Genomic DNA, 14,896 nt, shown 5'->3' with positions numbered 1-14,896 from the left:
CAGGTTCTGCCTTTTTTTTGAATAGAATCAGTTCTTAACTCTTCCCATCATAATGGTGTTATACAATTTGCCGTCCGATAGAAGTTTATCTTTCTTTAAAATCCCTTCGATTTCAAAGCCAAGCTTTTGATATAGCTTAATAGCATTGGTGTTCGTTTCCAGCACATTTAGGGTGATCTTTTGAATACCGTTAGTGTCAGCCCAGGCAATCGATTCGCCGAGAAGATTTTTTCCAATACCATATCCCCAATACTCCTGCAGCACACATACTCCGAATTCTACTTTATGAGCGAATCTTTTTAAGGGATAACCTTCGCATCTGGAGAACGCAACGATTTGATCATCCACTACTGCGACTAGAAAGAGGTTATTATTTTTCTCTGAATCGGCTTGAATAAGCTGTTCAAATCCTTCTTCGTCAATAAAGGCTTCGCCTGGTTCCCGATCTAAATTCTCAGTCTCTCCATCGATACGTACTCTTAATTCAGACAACACCTTAGCGTCTTTTGAGGCAGCAGATCTAATGCTGTATTGGATTCCATTCACTGTAGATGTTTGAGGATTAATGATCATATGTCCTCCGTGACGATGGTTGATGTTAGAATTATTGCTTCGATGCCCTCAATGATCCGAGTGAAATAAGCTGCTTCATGAGGCACAAAATGAGTCCGATCCACACTCTGTTGAATGTTGATTTTCTGCCCGTTTGAATCGACTTTGAAACCATTGATTTGTAGACTATGTATTTCTCCCTGCCAAAAGCTTCGGAAGTCCGCAAACTTTGTGATAACAATTCCTGCGACCTCTTCTTCTTGCAGCTTAAAATCGTCCAGTGGATAAGGATTGTTATAAACAAAAACATGCGCTCGTTCTTTATCGATTAGATTTTCTTTGATCATACAGTAAGGAATTGTACCTAAGGGAATCAGCTCATCAAAAGCTAGCTCCAAACCGAGTTCTTCTTGAACCTCGCGAATCCCGTCCTCTACCGTTTCGTGTGTCAGCAAATGTCCAGCGGCCGTGATGTCCAGCAATCCTGCATAATCTTGTTTCTGCTCACTACGAAGCTGTAAATAAATATAGGGGATTTCTTGGGTTTTGTTTATAAACCAGCAGTGGAAGGTCTCGTGCCAATGTCCTAACCGGTGTACTTCTTCCCGTGGAGCTGTACCGATTCGGTGACCGCCTTCATCAAATATAGTAAGTATCTCATTATGCATAGAAAAGCTCCTTTGTGAAAAAATCTACTGCCTAAAGCCTATCATAAAAACGATCGAATTGCTTCATGTGCCCAAGCGATTTTTATTGACATCGTTAAGAAAGATATGTATATTTTTGGATGTTAATCAAAGGAGGAGTTAAATGAATTTAGTAGCCATGAAGCAGGAAGACTTGGACACTTTAAGTGATGAAAGGTTAGGATGGGCCTGTATGGAGCCTACCTTTCAGCTGATTCGCGGAAAATCGCCATCGACCAAATCAGAAGTGATCTCGAAGCTCACAGAGGGGCAACAAGCATTATGTATGTTCAGAGTGCTATATGGTCACAGCTGTAATTCCGAAGGGGAGTATTATGCTTGGATTTCCTACATGCAAGACCTGCCAGGGTATTGGACAGGGGTGATAGGAGGCATACGATTTTTTGACGAATCACCCATGATTCTTTTGCTTCAGGAAACAAAGACATTTCTCGAGGAAAGAAATCATCGACTGGGTAAAGAGTGGGCGGATGCTGCCATCACGGATTTGGATCGAGACCCTCAGCTGTTAGAAGTAATTACTGGGTTATTCGAACGATATAAGAACCTGACACCAAATACGCATAGAATAATTGGCGAATATATTCGCACTCATCCAGAGGAGTTTGTAGAACTAGGGAGTTCATAATTATGAATATGAAGAAACGTTATGTATTTCTCGTACTTATTTTTTTATTGATCGAAATCCCAGTAATCATTAATCTCTACCATAGTTATAATTCATTTGAGAACTTAGTGTTGGATCAAATCGACGAAACAGAAATCACCTCTATCGAGATTGAGAAATCTTTAGTGGATGAAAAGGTAGTGATTGAAGATCCGAAGGAAATTGAAAAGATCATTTATGCTTTTTCAGATGTAAAATTGAGAAGAAGTAGTGCTTTGGACAAATCTACGGAGACCTACTGGATAAGTATTATTGTGAATAACAGCTTGAGGTTTGGCATGAATCTTACGGATACTAACTTCCTGTATGTGACGGATCTTGATAAGAAGGACAAATACAGTTCGGGAAACTTTAGAATGACTAGTGATTTTGATGTGAATTCCATTGCAAGCTTATTTAAATGACGCAGAAGGATCAACCACCACTGGTACTGAGATTTTCGGCCCCAGATGCCCCTATTTGCGAATTTAACGCCTATTAAGCAGGTTTTCGGACTCCAGCGTCGCTATTGCTCAGGAAGGAGCTTCTAATTAGCTTTTTTTGCACCAATAGCGGCTATGAGGTCCGGTAGCTATCCAAATAGCGGATAAAACGGTGTATAAGGTCAGCTGTGTCCTTTAGCTGCTGCATGTGCAGATCGCTCAGTTGAGTCTTTAGCTGCTGCATGTGCAGATCGGTCAGCTGAGTCCTTTAGCTGCTGCGTATGGAGATCGGTCAGCTGAGTCCTTTAGGTGCTGCATGTGCAGATCGGTCAGCTGAGTCCTTTAGCTGCTGCGTGTGCAGATCGGTTAGTTGAATCCTTTAAGCTACTGCGTATGTAGATGGGTCAGCTGAGTCAAAAAAAATGGGTGCCCCTATGGGACACCCATTTTTGTATGCTTTATCTAGCCATCCATCCGCCATCCACATTAAGAACGTGACCGTTCAGGTAGTCAGATGCTGCGGAAGCCAAGAATACGGCAGGACCTTTAACATCATCAGGCGTTCCCCAACGTGCTGCAGGGATACGGTCTAAGATAGAGTCCGAACGACTTTGGTCGGCACGGATTGGAGCGGTATTTTCAGTAGCCATATAACCTGGTGCAATTGCATTGATGTTCAGACCGGAGCCTGCCCATTCATTGGCAAAAGCTTTAGTAAGACCAGCAACCCCGTGTTTACTCGCAGTGTAACCAGGGACATTGATTCCGCCTTGATAGGAGAGCATGGAGGCGATGTTAATGATTTTGCCGGATCCTCTTTCCAGGAAGTGGCGGCCTGCAATTTGCGACAGAAGGAACACTGTGTTCAGGTTCAAATTGATTACATCAAACCAGTCTTTTTCACTATGATCTTTTGCCGGTGCACGGCGGATCATTCCGGCGCAGTTTACGAGAATGTCAACATGTCCGGTCAGCTCTAGCGCTTGGTCAAAAGTGCTTTGCAGCTTGCTATGATCACTTAAGTCAGATTCGATACTAACTGCTTTTACTCCAAAAGCTTTTGCTGCATTTACAGTTTCTTCACTCGAATTAAGGGAGACTGATGCAACATCTGCACCGGCTTCTGCAAATGCAAGCGCGATTCCTTGTCCAAGACCTTGAGCTGCGCCTGTTACAATAGCTGTTTTACCTGCCAAGCTGAATAATGATGACATATAAATTACGCCCCTTTATTGTAGATGGATTGTTATTCCGGGTTTACCCGCATTCAATTGTAACGCCTGCACTGCGGAACTGTTCTGCCGTTTCGGGGGAGAGCCCTTTGTCCGTCAGGATCACGTCAACTTCTTGTAGGGAAGCGAAGGTACGCAGTGCAGTATGGCCGAATTTATGATGATCTACAACCGCGAATACCTTACGGGCTGTAGATACAAGGGCTTGCTTGAACTCAATTAAATCTCCTGTATAAATGGAGAGTCCATGCTCTATATGAATAGCAGTCGAAGAAAGGAATGCTTTTTGAATATTAAGCTTTTGTACATAGGAGACGGCTTCAGGACCAGCCAACATATTACGGACACGATAACCACCGGGAACGACCAGACGGATGTTATCTTTGGGAACCAGTTCGCTGATGATGTATACATCATTGGTGACTACCGTTAGTGGCATATTGTCCAGACGCCGAGCAATTTCAAGCGTGGTGCTACCGCCGTCAAGAGCGATAATATCGTCCGGTTCAATATGAGCAAGCGCACGCAAGGCAATCTCCGTCTTCTCGTCAGAGTATTTATCCAGCGGGTCCTTGGAGGGCAAAATACCAAACTGGTCGCTTTGTGCCAGCACAGCTCCGCCATGTACACGTACGATCAGTCCTTGTTCCTCCAGCCTACTTAAATCCTCGCGTATTGTTTTTCCAGTAACCTGAAGCTTATCGCTCAGTTCATTCACCGTTACATCTTTTTGGTTCAGCATAACTTCCATAATCATCTCGTGTCGTCGTATCGGGTTCATCCGCCTGCCTCATCTTTCCGTAATTGATTTATCTCTATTGTAATTCTTTCATGGATACGGGGTCCATATCATCATATCTTTTATTATCGCCAGCCATACTCCAGATAAAAGTATAGTTATGAGTGCCGACACCACTGTGGATGGACCAGCTTGGAGAAATAACTGCTTGTTCGTTATGCATTACGATATGGCGGGTTTCGTCAGGTTCTCCCATCAGGTGGAACACAACGGAATCGTCCGGAAGATCAAAATAGAAATAGGCTTCCATCCGGCGTGGATGGGTATGCGCTGGCATGGTGTTCCACATGCTGCCTGGTTTCAGTTGGGTCATACCCATAACCAGTTGGGCACTTTGTACACCATTTGTGTGAATGAAGCGGTGGATTGTCCGCTCGTTAGAGTTCTCCAGACCACCCATTGCACCGGATTCAGAATCGGCCAGTGTGGTTTTGGTAGTAGGGTAGGACTGATGGGCAGGAGCAGAATTCAAATAGAATTTAGCAGGCTTGGAAGCGTCTGCACTTTTGAAGACTACATCTTTAGAGCCTTGACCTACATAAAGACATTCTTTGAAATCTACTTCATATTCTGTGCCATCTACAACCACGGAGCCTTTACCACCGACATTGATGATGCCCAGTTCACGGCGTTCCAAGAAATAAGTAACCCCAAGTTCTTTAAGGTCAGTAGTTAGCGCAACCTCTTCTTTTACAGGATTAGCTCCACCAACGATCATACGATCTTCATGGGTTAGGACAAGCTTTAGCTCATCAGGTGCAAAAATAACGGGAATGTGGAATTCCTTACGGAGGCGCTCAGTGTCAAATTGTTTTACTTCATTAGGATGGGATGCGAAACGTCTTTCCATTGAATGTTCAATCTCCTTTGTGTACATATTATCGTTCGTATAGGTACACTTTAGTCCATTTATGTTCATTTTACAAGTAATAATCTTTTTTATTTCGTTTATTTATGTTTATTTATTGGTTTTTCCAATTGCATAATGAACGGAAAGTGTGCACAATAGAGCTATTATGCTCGATTTTCATGAATGTCGGAAGATGATATAAAACTGAAATGATGGAGGTTGAAAAGTAATGCCGGGGTTGAAAAATATCCAGAGTACTTATAAGGAACGTCAGAAAGAAATTATTTTTAATATAGCACTGGAAGCGGAGCAACGCTCTTTATTGGAAAGTGGACTCTGGTTCCATGATGATGTGCGAAATAACTTTTATTATGCTTCGTATCTTTTTGCAGCGGCTGTTGATGATTCTTTTGAGCTGCCTTTTGATCGTGAGCAAGCGAAACAGAAAGCACAGGATGTGCTGCTGGAGATCTTAATGCTTCAGAACCGGCAGCCTGGCACGGAGTTATACGGCCATTGGCCACTCGGATTAAATCCAGTGCCGCGAGATGCGTCACCGCATGAGTTACCAGTGGAGCTTATGGGCAACCTGCTGGCGTATTTTTGCAAAAGATACGGAGGAGCATTAAACGCTCAACTTCGCATAGTTCTGAATACAGCGTTTGGACATATTTATCGCAGTGATTTCTACCGTAAGCCGGTGGTTACTTTTGGGCATCATGAAGCTAAATATACAGCTGCTAAGCTGATTTTTGGCACCATGTTTGCGGATGAAATATTGCTTGAGGATGGCCGGCAGAGTCTGAAGGATACACTGGCTTATATTCGTACTAAAGGGATGCCGGAATACGGCAGTCTTCCGTGGTTTTGGCATTGGGTGCAGGCATTCACCTGTGCGTTGGAACTTGTCCCGCCTGAGGATACGGAGCTTACTACAAGCCTTAAAGAAATGCTTGACCATTTATGGAATGTACGAGCTGAATTCTATCTGCGTGGCGCTTGGGTTGGTGCGCATTCTAGAGGCTGGCCGCATGATGTTCCCGGCGATGCTAATGTGCTTCATGATTATGTTCAGTTTGGAGATTTCCAGCTGCCTGAGATGATGCCGCGCACGGAGTATGCCGGTTTATTATTCTATCAAGCATCCGATGAAATATTAGCCGCAGCCATGAATCACCAGTCACCAGTGGAAGTAAGGAAGATTACTCAGAAGGTTGTCCCAACGGATCCACAGCCGCAGCCTTTGCTTCATTCCTATGCTTATATTACAGAAGAGTTTGCAGCAGGCGGGATGTGGGAGCGGGTTGAGGAATTCGATAATGAGCAGCTTCGCTGGGCTTTTTCGTTACCTGTGAGTGGAGAGGGAGGCGCAAATCAGCTGTATTTCTTCCACCCGGGACAAGGCTACAATGAGGGAGATCCCCGCCATCAAAGCCGTTATATGGAGGTTCTCTATCACAAGAATGTCATCATTTCTCTATTCCCAATCCCCCAGGGTGAAAAGAATACGATCATCGGTGTACTTCCCCAAGGGGAATGGAAACAAGAGCCTAACACATTGTACGGGCAGGTTGGTGAGACGTATGTTGTTATTTATTTATCTCACTCTTATCAGCTGCAGGAACGGTCTAGATTCATAGAGGTATCAGTCGCAGGGATGCCGGGTGGTGTGATCGTTGAAGCATTGGGCATTAAGAAAGCGGCTGAATGTGGTATTATTGGTTTAGAGGCTTTTGCCGCAGCTATGGCTCATAAAGAAAGGAATTTCGAAGTGGGAGAGGTATTAGCAGCGAATTATACCAACATGGATGGTGAAAGCTTAGTTCTGAGTATTAGTAGGGAGTCAGAATTACCGCAAGCTCAGCTTAATGGAATCCAGATCTCATTAGATCATTATTCAGTATAAAAAATACACAATTGCTGTGATAAATAGTAATCCGAGTCGGCCTTTTTGGCCGGCTTCTTTAATAAGGAGGTACATGAAAGGATGTGATGCCCCATTGCACAGCCCGCAATAGATACCTAAGTATCCGTAAACGTGATTTTGTCCAAAATACTTATAATTGGGGTGAGCGACAATTTATCTGGATAAACTAGACCTAACGATTTGGTAATTCAATCCTCCCTAAGCACATTTCCCTTTAGAATAGCGGTGTTAGGTTACTAAATAGTAATTAATTACATTAAACCCTATTTTTCTGAGAGACATTTGTCACAATAAAGGTTAATATCTAAGTGAGATAGAAATGATTGCGCTTACTTATTTTCTAATAAACCTAATCATAATGAATGCGAGGGATATAACAGTGATTGAAACTGAATTTCGTGTAGAAAATGACTTTCTAGGCAGTAAACAGGTAGATAAGAACGCTTATTATGGGATTCAGACACTACGCGCAGTCGAGAACTTTCCTATTACGGGCTATCGGGTTCACAAAGAGTTAATCAAAGCGATGGGGATTGTAAAAAAAGCCGCTGCGCTTGCAAATATGGAAGTTGGCCGTCTCTATCGAGGGCTTGGAGAGGTTGTAGTGAAAGCAGCAGAAGAAATCATCGAGGGTCAATGGCATGAGCAATTTATTGTAGATCCTATTCAGGGTGGTGCGGGTACCTCGTTAAATATGAATGCGAATGAGGTTATTGCTAACCGTGCTTTAGAACTGCTTGGCCATGAAAAAGGAGACTATCGTCACTTAAGCCCCAATTCACATGTAAATATGGCGCAGTCTACAAATGATGCGTTCCCGACGGCAATTCATATTGCCACACTTTCACTGCTGGAGCAGCTGCTTGTAACGATGCACAGAATGCATGATGTGTTTGCGGTAAAAGCGGATGAATTCGATCCTGTGATAAAAATGGGTCGGACACATCTTCAAGATGCAGTGCCGATTCGTCTGGGTCAAGAATTCGAGGCTTATCGCAGAGTGCTGGAAAGAGATATCAAACGTATTGAACATACACGCCATCATCTGTATGAAGTCAATATGGGGGCAACAGCAGTAGGTACAGGATTAAATGCTGATCCTCGTTATATTGAATTGGTGGTAGAGCACTTAGCTGAGATCAGTGAATTGCCACTCGTAACGGCAGATCATCTCGTCGATGCCACCCAAAATACAGACGCCTATACAGAAGTGTCTGCTGCCCTAAAAGTATGCATGATGAACATGTCCAAGATCGCTAATGATCTGCGATTGATGGCCTCCGGTCCGCGTACTGGGTTTAATGAGATTTCATTGCCTGCACGCCAGCCTGGATCTTCAATTATGCCGGGTAAAGTTAACCCGGTTATGGCAGAGGTCATCAATCAGGTGGCTTTTCAAGTCATAGGGAACGATCATACGATCTGTCTGGCTTCCCAAGCGGGTCAACTGGAGCTGAATGTTATGGAGCCTGTGCTTGTGTTCAATCTCATTCAGTCCATCAGCATCATGAACAATTCCTTCCAAGTCTTCACAGACTTCTGTCTGGCTGGGATTGAAGCCAATAAGGAAAAGCTTGAGCGGGATGTGGAGCGGAGTGTCGGAATCATTACGGCTGTGAACCCGCATCTGGGGTATGAAGTGGTATCGCGGATCGCTAGAGAGGCGATTTTGACTGGGGAATCTGTACGGGAATTGTGCATTAAATATAATGTACTAACCGAAGAAGAGCTTAATCTGATTCTGGACCCTTACGAAATGACACATCCGGGAATTGCAGGAGCAGCTTTATTGCATAAAGAGTAGAATGTTCCGGAGGATCGAGCTTTTTGCTAGGAAAAAGCAAACCCCCGCCACCGTTTAGGGTGACAGGGGGAGATCCTAAATATGTTTATGCTTATATGAATCTACTTCGCGATTGTCTGAAGTAGGTTCTTTTTTTTACATTTCAGGCTTAAAAGAAAAATAAAGAACGTAATAGGCCGCGTTTTCTTGGCGGAGCCGTTAGCCTGGTAGTGGCAGTGGACTGGGAATTTTCATAAGAGGTGAGCGGTTTGCCGTTAGACACTTGCAACGGTTCTATGGATGCCGCTATTTGCTTGATCATTATTCGTAGATCCTCAAGCTCCTCACGCTGCTGTAGCAGTTGTATCAATACTACTTCGTCGGCTTTTTGATCGAGTGCACGTTCAACATTGTTGATGCGAGACAAGATATCCTTCATAGGCTCAGCATCTGTGTGCTGTAGCGGGTTTTCCTGGTGTGATGTGGAGATTTGCTGCTCATTCGTGAGCGTGAGTTGTATACATTCCAAGGCTTCTCCGTGATTAATACGGTCTTTAATATGATTGAGCAGGTCGATTTGCTGCTCTGAGAACACATAATGGCCAAATCGGTCTTTTGGAAAAAAATCAGGGAACATGGCAGCCCAACGTTTAATTGTTGTTATACTAACTGACATCAGCTCTGCGGCATCTTTTGTTTTTAGAATATCCATTTCGATTCCTCCAGTTCACGTAGTCATGTTATGAGTAATATTCGTTGTCCAGCAGCGGCTCCCTGCACGGTTGACAAAGGTAGTGCGTATTCGCTAAACAAAGTGTAATTACGAGCAATCTCACTCTTTTGAATTTCACTATCTTGCTTTTCCATTCCAAATTGAGTACAGATGAGCCTGCTCAGGGGTATAATTGCATTAGAGGTGAAGGCGATGAACAGGATTGAAGATGAGGAACAAATGACTGAGGAACAATGGCAGGCTATTTTGCAAAACGATGTTGCTTATAACGACATATTTTTTTATGCGGTGAAGACTACAGGAATTTTTTGTCGACCCTCCTGCAAATCCAAAGCACCCAATCGGGAGAATGCGTGTATTTTTCAGAATGCTGAACAAGCGCTGGCAGCCGGATTTCGTCCTTGCAAAAGATGTAAACCGACAGGTGAGCGTCTTCCTGATAAGGAATGGGTAGCTTTGATGACGGAATACATTGATCATAATTATATGGCCCCCCTCACCCTTGAAACGTTAGCTGAGGTATGTCATGGGAGTCCTTATCATTTACATCGAACCTTTAAGAAAGTAAAGGGAATCACTCCTGTGGATTATATACAGCAAAAGAGAATCGCTAAGGCATCTGAGTATTTGCTTACTACAGAGCAGGCAGTTGCTGAGATTGCATTACGCGTGGGTCTGCCCAATACGTCATATTTTATTACTTTATATAAGAAAAAAACGGGGTATACGCCCACACAGTTTCGTCAGCTTAACAAACAGAAAGTAACGTTGGCTTCTGATTTTATTTTGGAGGGACCGAATCATGGAGAATAAAACAAATGCTATTCTATACTGGACATTATTAACCGATAAGGACTGGAGTTTTTATATTGCTGCCACAGAGAAGGGGTTAAGTTATGTGGGTTCGCAGCAGCAACCCTTTGAGGAATTAAGTGAATGGGTTAGACGTCGTTTTCCGGGGAGTGAACTGGTGCAGGACGATGAGAAGATGGCGCCTTATGTGAGGGAGCTTAGTGAATATTTGCAAGGGAACCGGCAGAGCTTCGGCATTCCTTTTGATTATCAGGGTACTCCTTTTCAGCTTGCGGTATGGAAGGCGTTATGTGAAATTCCATATGGGCAAACCTGGTCCTATTCGGATATTGCTACACATATTCAAAAACCAGCTGCGGTGCGCGCGGTAGGGACTGCCATTGGTGCGAATCCGATTCTGATTACGGTGCCCTGCCACCGGGTTATTGGTAAGAATGGGACATTAACAGGATACCGGGGTGGTTTGGATATGAAGACCAAACTACTTCAGTTGGAGAGAGGAGAGTATACAGCAGATATATGAAAATAGAGTCCAATTACACCTCCCCAAAAACCTTGCTGAATAAAGGAACAGGTTATCTGTCAGGCTACAGTCATTCCTTAAATCCATATACGGGTTGCACTTACGGCTGTTCCTATTGTTATGTGCGCCAGATGCCTGTCTCGCTGTTCCGCAAAGAGGAGTGGGGGACGTGGGTAGATGTTAAACAAGAAGCGGCTGTGATTTTACAAAAAGAACTGCACAAAGCGAAGGCGAAAGGTCCCGTCTCTATTTTTATGTCGTCAAGCACAGATCCCTATCAACCGGTAGAGCACAAGGAACAGGTGACGAGATCTTTACTGGAGGTTATGGTACAAGACCCGCCCGATTTCCTATTCGTGCAGACCCGTAGTCCGCTGGTTCGCAGAGATATAGATTTATTAATACGTTTAGAGGATAAGGTTCGAGTAAGTATAACTATAGAAACAGACCGTGAAGATATTCGGCAAAAATTCACACCAAGCGCTCCACCCATTGCGGCAAGACTGAAGACGTTACAGCTTCTACGTGAAGCTGGCATCCCTGTTCAAGCTACTATAGCGCCAGTACTGCCAAGCAGTCCAGCTTTTCCAGCGACCTTAAGGACTTTGGTGGATAGAGTCTGTGTGGATGACTATTTTATGGGCGACGGCAGCGGCGGCAAACGCACACGGAGATTAGGGATTTATTCCCTATATGAAGAGCTGCAACTGGAAGATTGGTATGATCCTGCAGCATATCGCAGAGTGTATGAAGGACTTCAGCAAGTTTTTTCCGAAGAGGAGCTATTCTTGAGCCAGAAGGGGTTCGAGCCTTAATCTGAAACATGGTATAATAAATGAGAGCATTCATACTTAGTATTTAATATACTTAATATCCGTAATAGCTTATTGGAGGATTAGTGTGGCAAAAGCAAAGGTGGCCAAGCGGCCCACAAGAGATGAATTTGTGCTTGAGGAGTTAGGTAATCAGTTAGTTGAAGCTAAGCAAGAAGGTTCTGAGATTTTATTGACCGTATGGGGAAAAGAAGAAGAGGTACGCGGCATGATCGTGGAAATGGATTCGCGAACCGGGAAAGTACACCTCAGTAACCATGAAGAAATCATAAAAGTTCCTTTTATGGATATCATGCAGGTTAATTATCCCAGAGATTAATGGGCACGGCAGCAACAGGAGGTCCTGAAAGCTATATTAGCTTTGGGGCCTCTTTGATCATAAAGTTAAGGAATAGAGGATATTGAAAGGTAGGTCAACAATGCAAGTAACCAAAACCAACGCAATGCGAATGCTGGATGCCAAAAAAATCGGCTATAAAGTGTTCGCTTATGACAATGAAGATGGACTCATCCATGGCACGGCTGTGGCTGAGAAGATTGGAAAGGCGGCAGAGACGGTTTTTAAAACGTTGGTCGCTCATAGCGGTGCGAATCTTTATGTATTTGTTATCCCGGTTGCCGAAGAGCTGGATCTCAAAAAGGCGGCCAAAGCCGCCGGAGAGAAAAAAATTGAGATGCTGCCAGTGAAGGATCTGCAGAAATGGACAGGCTATATCCGCGGTGGTTGTTCACCTGTTGGAATGAAAAAGCTGTACCCCACGTTCATTGACAGCAGTGCAGAAGGGCTGGACACGATGGCTGTCAGCGCTGGGAAGATTGGCCAGCAAATGGACGTAGCCCCACAGTTACTCGCTGAGGTTGTGCATGCGAAGTTTACAGAACTAATCAAATAGCCGAGCAGCAAGCTGGCCTAAATATTCCTTCAATGCTAACCCTGTTGTGGAGATCGCTCCTGGGGAGGGACTGAACTTGGCGGGCTGCAGTGCAATATCAGCGCTGGCGATATAATCCGTAGGATAGGCTTGCGCTGTTAGCCCCGCATTCTTAAAGTGCAACATCGCTCGGGACATATGAAAACCTGAAGTAACTAGTATAGGTTTTTTAAGTCCGGTTTGTTGCAGGATGGCTGCGGTATTTACAGCGTTTTGCTCCGTGTTGAGGGATTGATTCTCGATCAGGATATCCTCTTCGGGTATGCCGAGACCCAGTAGTTGTCTTTGCGCGATATCCGCTTCATTACCACTGTCGGAGAATACTTGTCCGCCAGAAAATAAGATTGGCAGACCTGTCTGCCGATGGAGGCGAACAGCAGTAAGCAGGCGATTTGCTGCTGATCCGTATAAATTGCCCTCGCCATCTATATCCGGTGTGCCAGAGCTGGCGCCCCCGCCGAGTACGACGATGACATCTCCTTGCAAAGTATCCGGCTGCGGATATTTCCGTTCTAGACTGCCGATCAGCGCATCGCTGACTAAGGGTGTCATGGAGAAATACATTAATAGTGTAACCCCGAGTAGAACTAGTGCTGGCCGGCGGTTTTTTTTCCACAACCAAATGACTAAACCTAGCAGAAGCACGATAAACAGGCCGGGAGGAAGCACAAAGCTGTATACAAATTTGATGATGTAAATCAACAGTATCAACCGCCTTCTAAAAATATAAGTTCAGGTTGTATTGTAACATGAGATTGCAAGATTACATATTTACACGCGTATCCTTATACAAAACGGATATTGCCGCAGCTATCAGGATCATCCCCATAAAAGCGGGTGCAGCATGGCCAAGTGATACATATATTTGACCTCCAATGACAGGCCCAATCATTCTGGCTAAAGCCTGAATAGATTGGCTACCTCCTTGAATCCTCCCTTGTTCACTAGAATCGACAGACTTGGAAAGCATCCCATTGAATGAAGGCCCAAAGATCGAATCCCCAAAACCAAATATAAACATTCCAGCGATAAAAAGCGGATAGTATGAGAACAAAGCAGATAGTGCAATAAGACTGTAGCCTATTATCTCCGAAACCATTCCAAGAATTGCGATCTGTTTATCACTAAGTTTTAGCAAAAGCTTAGGCATGATGAAACCCTGTGAAAGGATGTCTTGGAAGCCCATAATTGAAAACATCAGTCCGATTAGTGCAGGCTTCCAGCTGAAAGTATCCATTGTGAATTGTGAAAAAACAGCCTGTAAAGATCCGTTGGGTATCCAGAGTAAGAATGCTGAGACCAGTAGTCTTTTTAAGTTTTTTATGGACAATATGCTTGCAAGCTGTGTAAATGGATTCAGTCTTACCAAGGTAATTTCTTTCAGTCTATTGTTCTTGTCAAGGCTCTCAGGCATAAAAAAGAATCCGTAAACAACATTTAATAAAGTTATTATTGCTCCAAAATACATAGGTACAGAATAACCAAACTTGGCAAGTAATCCGCCTAGCGTTGGACCGATGACGGTGCCTACACCTACAACCGCACTCACCCAGCCAAAGTATTTGGTTCTCTGTTCTGGAGGAATGATGTCAGCAAAAAAGGCGAAGATAGTACCTATGCTTCCGCCGGTTATACCTTCTATTATGCGTCCAACAAAGAGAACCCATAACGCTCCTCCTATCCCAAAAACTAAGTATCCAATTGCAGAACCCAAAAGGCATACCAAAAGTAATGGACGACGCCCATATTTGTCGCTCAAAGCTCCAAGTGCAGGGGCTGCAAAAAATACGCAGACTGCATAAACAGAGGTTAGCAGCGTGACAACTATAGCCTGTTCTCCCGGATTACTTATATAAGGCTGCACTAAAAAGGGGACAACGGGCATGATGATACTGAAGCCTATTCCGCACAGAAACACAGAGATCAAACCGAAGATTAGAGCGTGTTTATCTACGGATTGTTCTGTGTTCTGTTCATTATGTGATCTGAATTTGAACATTAAATTCTCTCCTCAAAAGTTGATGTTTTGATTCCTTGGAAACAAATTTGGTACATCACCATTTTTATCACGGCTTTGTTTCCGTGTCAACAAAATATTGAACATAAAAATGCAGCCTTACTCA

The 14,896-nt window shown here is 43.9% G+C and carries 17 protein-coding genes; 9 read left to right on the top strand and 8 right to left on the bottom strand.

All coding sequences use genetic code 11. The annotated features are described in order from the left end of the window. Positions 1-27 precede the first annotated feature (27 nt). Both MKZ16_RS18940 and MKZ16_RS18935 read right to left on the bottom strand, forming a co-directional pair. Positions 28-573, bottom strand: a complete 546-nt coding sequence (locus MKZ16_RS18940; protein ID WP_076098930.1) for a GNAT family N-acetyltransferase — start codon at positions 571-573, stop codon at positions 28-30. After that, entirely contained in the window at positions 570-1,220 is a 651-nt protein-coding gene (locus MKZ16_RS18935; protein WP_038571849.1) for an NUDIX domain-containing protein, read from the bottom strand. Before MKZ16_RS18935 ends, MKZ16_RS18940 begins: the two co-directional genes overlap by 4 nt. A gap of 142 nt (positions 1,221-1,362) precedes the next feature. Between MKZ16_RS18935 and MKZ16_RS18930 the strand changes: the two genes are divergently transcribed. Next, positions 1,363-1,887 (top strand): hypothetical protein, encoded by a 525-nt coding sequence (locus MKZ16_RS18930; protein ID WP_076106301.1) that lies wholly within the window; start codon positions 1,363-1,365, stop codon positions 1,885-1,887. 2 nt (positions 1,888-1,889) lie between these two features. Then, complete coding sequence (locus MKZ16_RS18925) at positions 1,890-2,330, top strand: hypothetical protein (protein WP_036688330.1); 441 nt, start codon at positions 1,890-1,892, stop codon at positions 2,328-2,330. Between the two features lie 476 nt (positions 2,331-2,806). Here MKZ16_RS18925 and kduD read toward each other — a convergent pair whose 3' ends face one another. Genes kduD through kduI form a run of 3 tightly spaced genes read right to left on the bottom strand, consistent with a single transcriptional unit; the run spans position 2,807 to position 5,229 of the window. After that, a complete protein-coding gene (kduD, locus tag MKZ16_RS18920; protein ID WP_036688326.1) occupies positions 2,807-3,562 on the bottom strand; it encodes a 2-dehydro-3-deoxy-D-gluconate 5-dehydrogenase KduD in 756 nt (251 codons plus the stop codon). Positions 3,563-3,605: 43 nt separating this feature from the next. Continuing rightward, the gene (locus tag MKZ16_RS18915) at positions 3,606-4,361 is read right to left on the bottom strand and encodes a DeoR/GlpR family DNA-binding transcription regulator (protein ID WP_038571843.1); all 756 of its coding nucleotides are present in this window, start codon (positions 4,359-4,361) and stop codon (positions 3,606-3,608) included. Positions 4,362-4,395: 34 nt separating this feature from the next. Beyond that, positions 4,396-5,229, bottom strand: coding sequence for a 5-dehydro-4-deoxy-D-glucuronate isomerase (gene kduI / locus MKZ16_RS18910; protein ID WP_036688322.1), 834 nt, complete (start codon positions 5,227-5,229; stop codon positions 4,396-4,398). A 229-nt stretch (positions 5,230-5,458) separates the two neighbouring features. Here kduI and MKZ16_RS18905 point away from each other — a divergent pair, with 229 nt between their 5' ends. Together MKZ16_RS18905 and aspA are read left to right on the top strand one after the other, a co-directional pair. Beyond that, positions 5,459-7,135 carry a hypothetical protein gene (locus MKZ16_RS18905; RefSeq protein ID WP_076106299.1) on the top strand — a complete coding sequence of 559 codons (1,677 nt, stop codon included), beginning with the start codon at positions 5,459-5,461 and terminating at the stop codon, positions 7,133-7,135. A gap of 394 nt (positions 7,136-7,529) precedes the next feature. After that, entirely contained in the window at positions 7,530-8,960 is a 1,431-nt protein-coding gene (gene aspA / locus MKZ16_RS18900) for an aspartate ammonia-lyase (RefSeq protein ID WP_094903409.1), read from the top strand. A 148-nt stretch (positions 8,961-9,108) separates the two neighbouring features. Here the strand turns inward: aspA and MKZ16_RS18895 are convergent, their stop codons facing one another. Continuing rightward, on the bottom strand, positions 9,109-9,651 hold the full coding sequence (locus MKZ16_RS18895; RefSeq protein ID WP_076106297.1) for a MerR family transcriptional regulator: 543 nt from the start codon (positions 9,649-9,651) through the stop codon (positions 9,109-9,111). 213 nt (positions 9,652-9,864) lie between these two features. On the opposite strand from MKZ16_RS18895, the gene MKZ16_RS18890 reads away from it, so the two are divergent. The 5 genes from MKZ16_RS18890 to ybaK all read left to right on the top strand — a co-directional run bounded on the left by MKZ16_RS18890 (position 9,865) and on the right by ybaK (position 12,734). Then, positions 9,865-10,485, top strand: a complete 621-nt coding sequence (locus MKZ16_RS18890) for a bifunctional transcriptional activator/DNA repair enzyme AdaA (protein ID WP_076106295.1) — start codon at positions 9,865-9,867, stop codon at positions 10,483-10,485. Further along, complete coding sequence (locus MKZ16_RS18885) at positions 10,475-11,008, top strand: methylated-DNA--[protein]-cysteine S-methyltransferase (RefSeq protein WP_036688312.1); 534 nt, start codon at positions 10,475-10,477, stop codon at positions 11,006-11,008. Before MKZ16_RS18890 ends, MKZ16_RS18885 begins: the two co-directional genes overlap by 11 nt. Then, positions 11,005-11,823: a radical SAM protein gene (locus tag MKZ16_RS18880; RefSeq protein ID WP_076106294.1), complete on the top strand. Its 819-nt coding sequence runs from the start codon at positions 11,005-11,007 to the stop codon at positions 11,821-11,823. The genes MKZ16_RS18885 and MKZ16_RS18880 overlap by 4 nt, the downstream gene beginning before the upstream one ends. Positions 11,824-11,908: 85 nt before the next feature. After that, positions 11,909-12,160: a YolD-like family protein gene (locus MKZ16_RS18875; protein ID WP_036688306.1), complete on the top strand. Its 252-nt coding sequence runs from the start codon at positions 11,909-11,911 to the stop codon at positions 12,158-12,160. A gap of 100 nt (positions 12,161-12,260) precedes the next feature. After that, positions 12,261-12,734, top strand: a complete 474-nt coding sequence (gene ybaK / locus MKZ16_RS18870) for a Cys-tRNA(Pro) deacylase (protein WP_036688304.1) — start codon at positions 12,261-12,263, stop codon at positions 12,732-12,734. On the opposite strand, the gene MKZ16_RS18865 is transcribed toward ybaK, so the two are convergent. Both MKZ16_RS18865 and MKZ16_RS18860 read right to left on the bottom strand, forming a co-directional pair. Then, positions 12,723-13,475: a YdcF family protein gene (locus MKZ16_RS18865; protein ID WP_036688302.1), complete on the bottom strand. Its 753-nt coding sequence runs from the start codon at positions 13,473-13,475 to the stop codon at positions 12,723-12,725. The genes ybaK and MKZ16_RS18865 overlap by 12 nt on opposite strands. 61 nt (positions 13,476-13,536) lie before the next feature. Continuing rightward, a complete protein-coding gene (locus MKZ16_RS18860) occupies positions 13,537-14,772 on the bottom strand; it encodes an MFS transporter (protein ID WP_076106292.1) in 1,236 nt (411 codons plus the stop codon). Positions 14,773-14,896 lie beyond the last annotated feature (124 nt).

Origin of the sequence: Paenibacillus sp. FSL R5-0928, from assembly GCF_037970385.1 — a bacterium.
GTDB classification, from domain to species: domain Bacteria; phylum Bacillota; class Bacilli; order Paenibacillales; family Paenibacillaceae; genus Paenibacillus_AQ; species Paenibacillus_AQ odorifer.
Note: the sequence above shows the minus strand (reverse complement) of the source record. Positions and strands in the feature narration are given on the sequence as shown.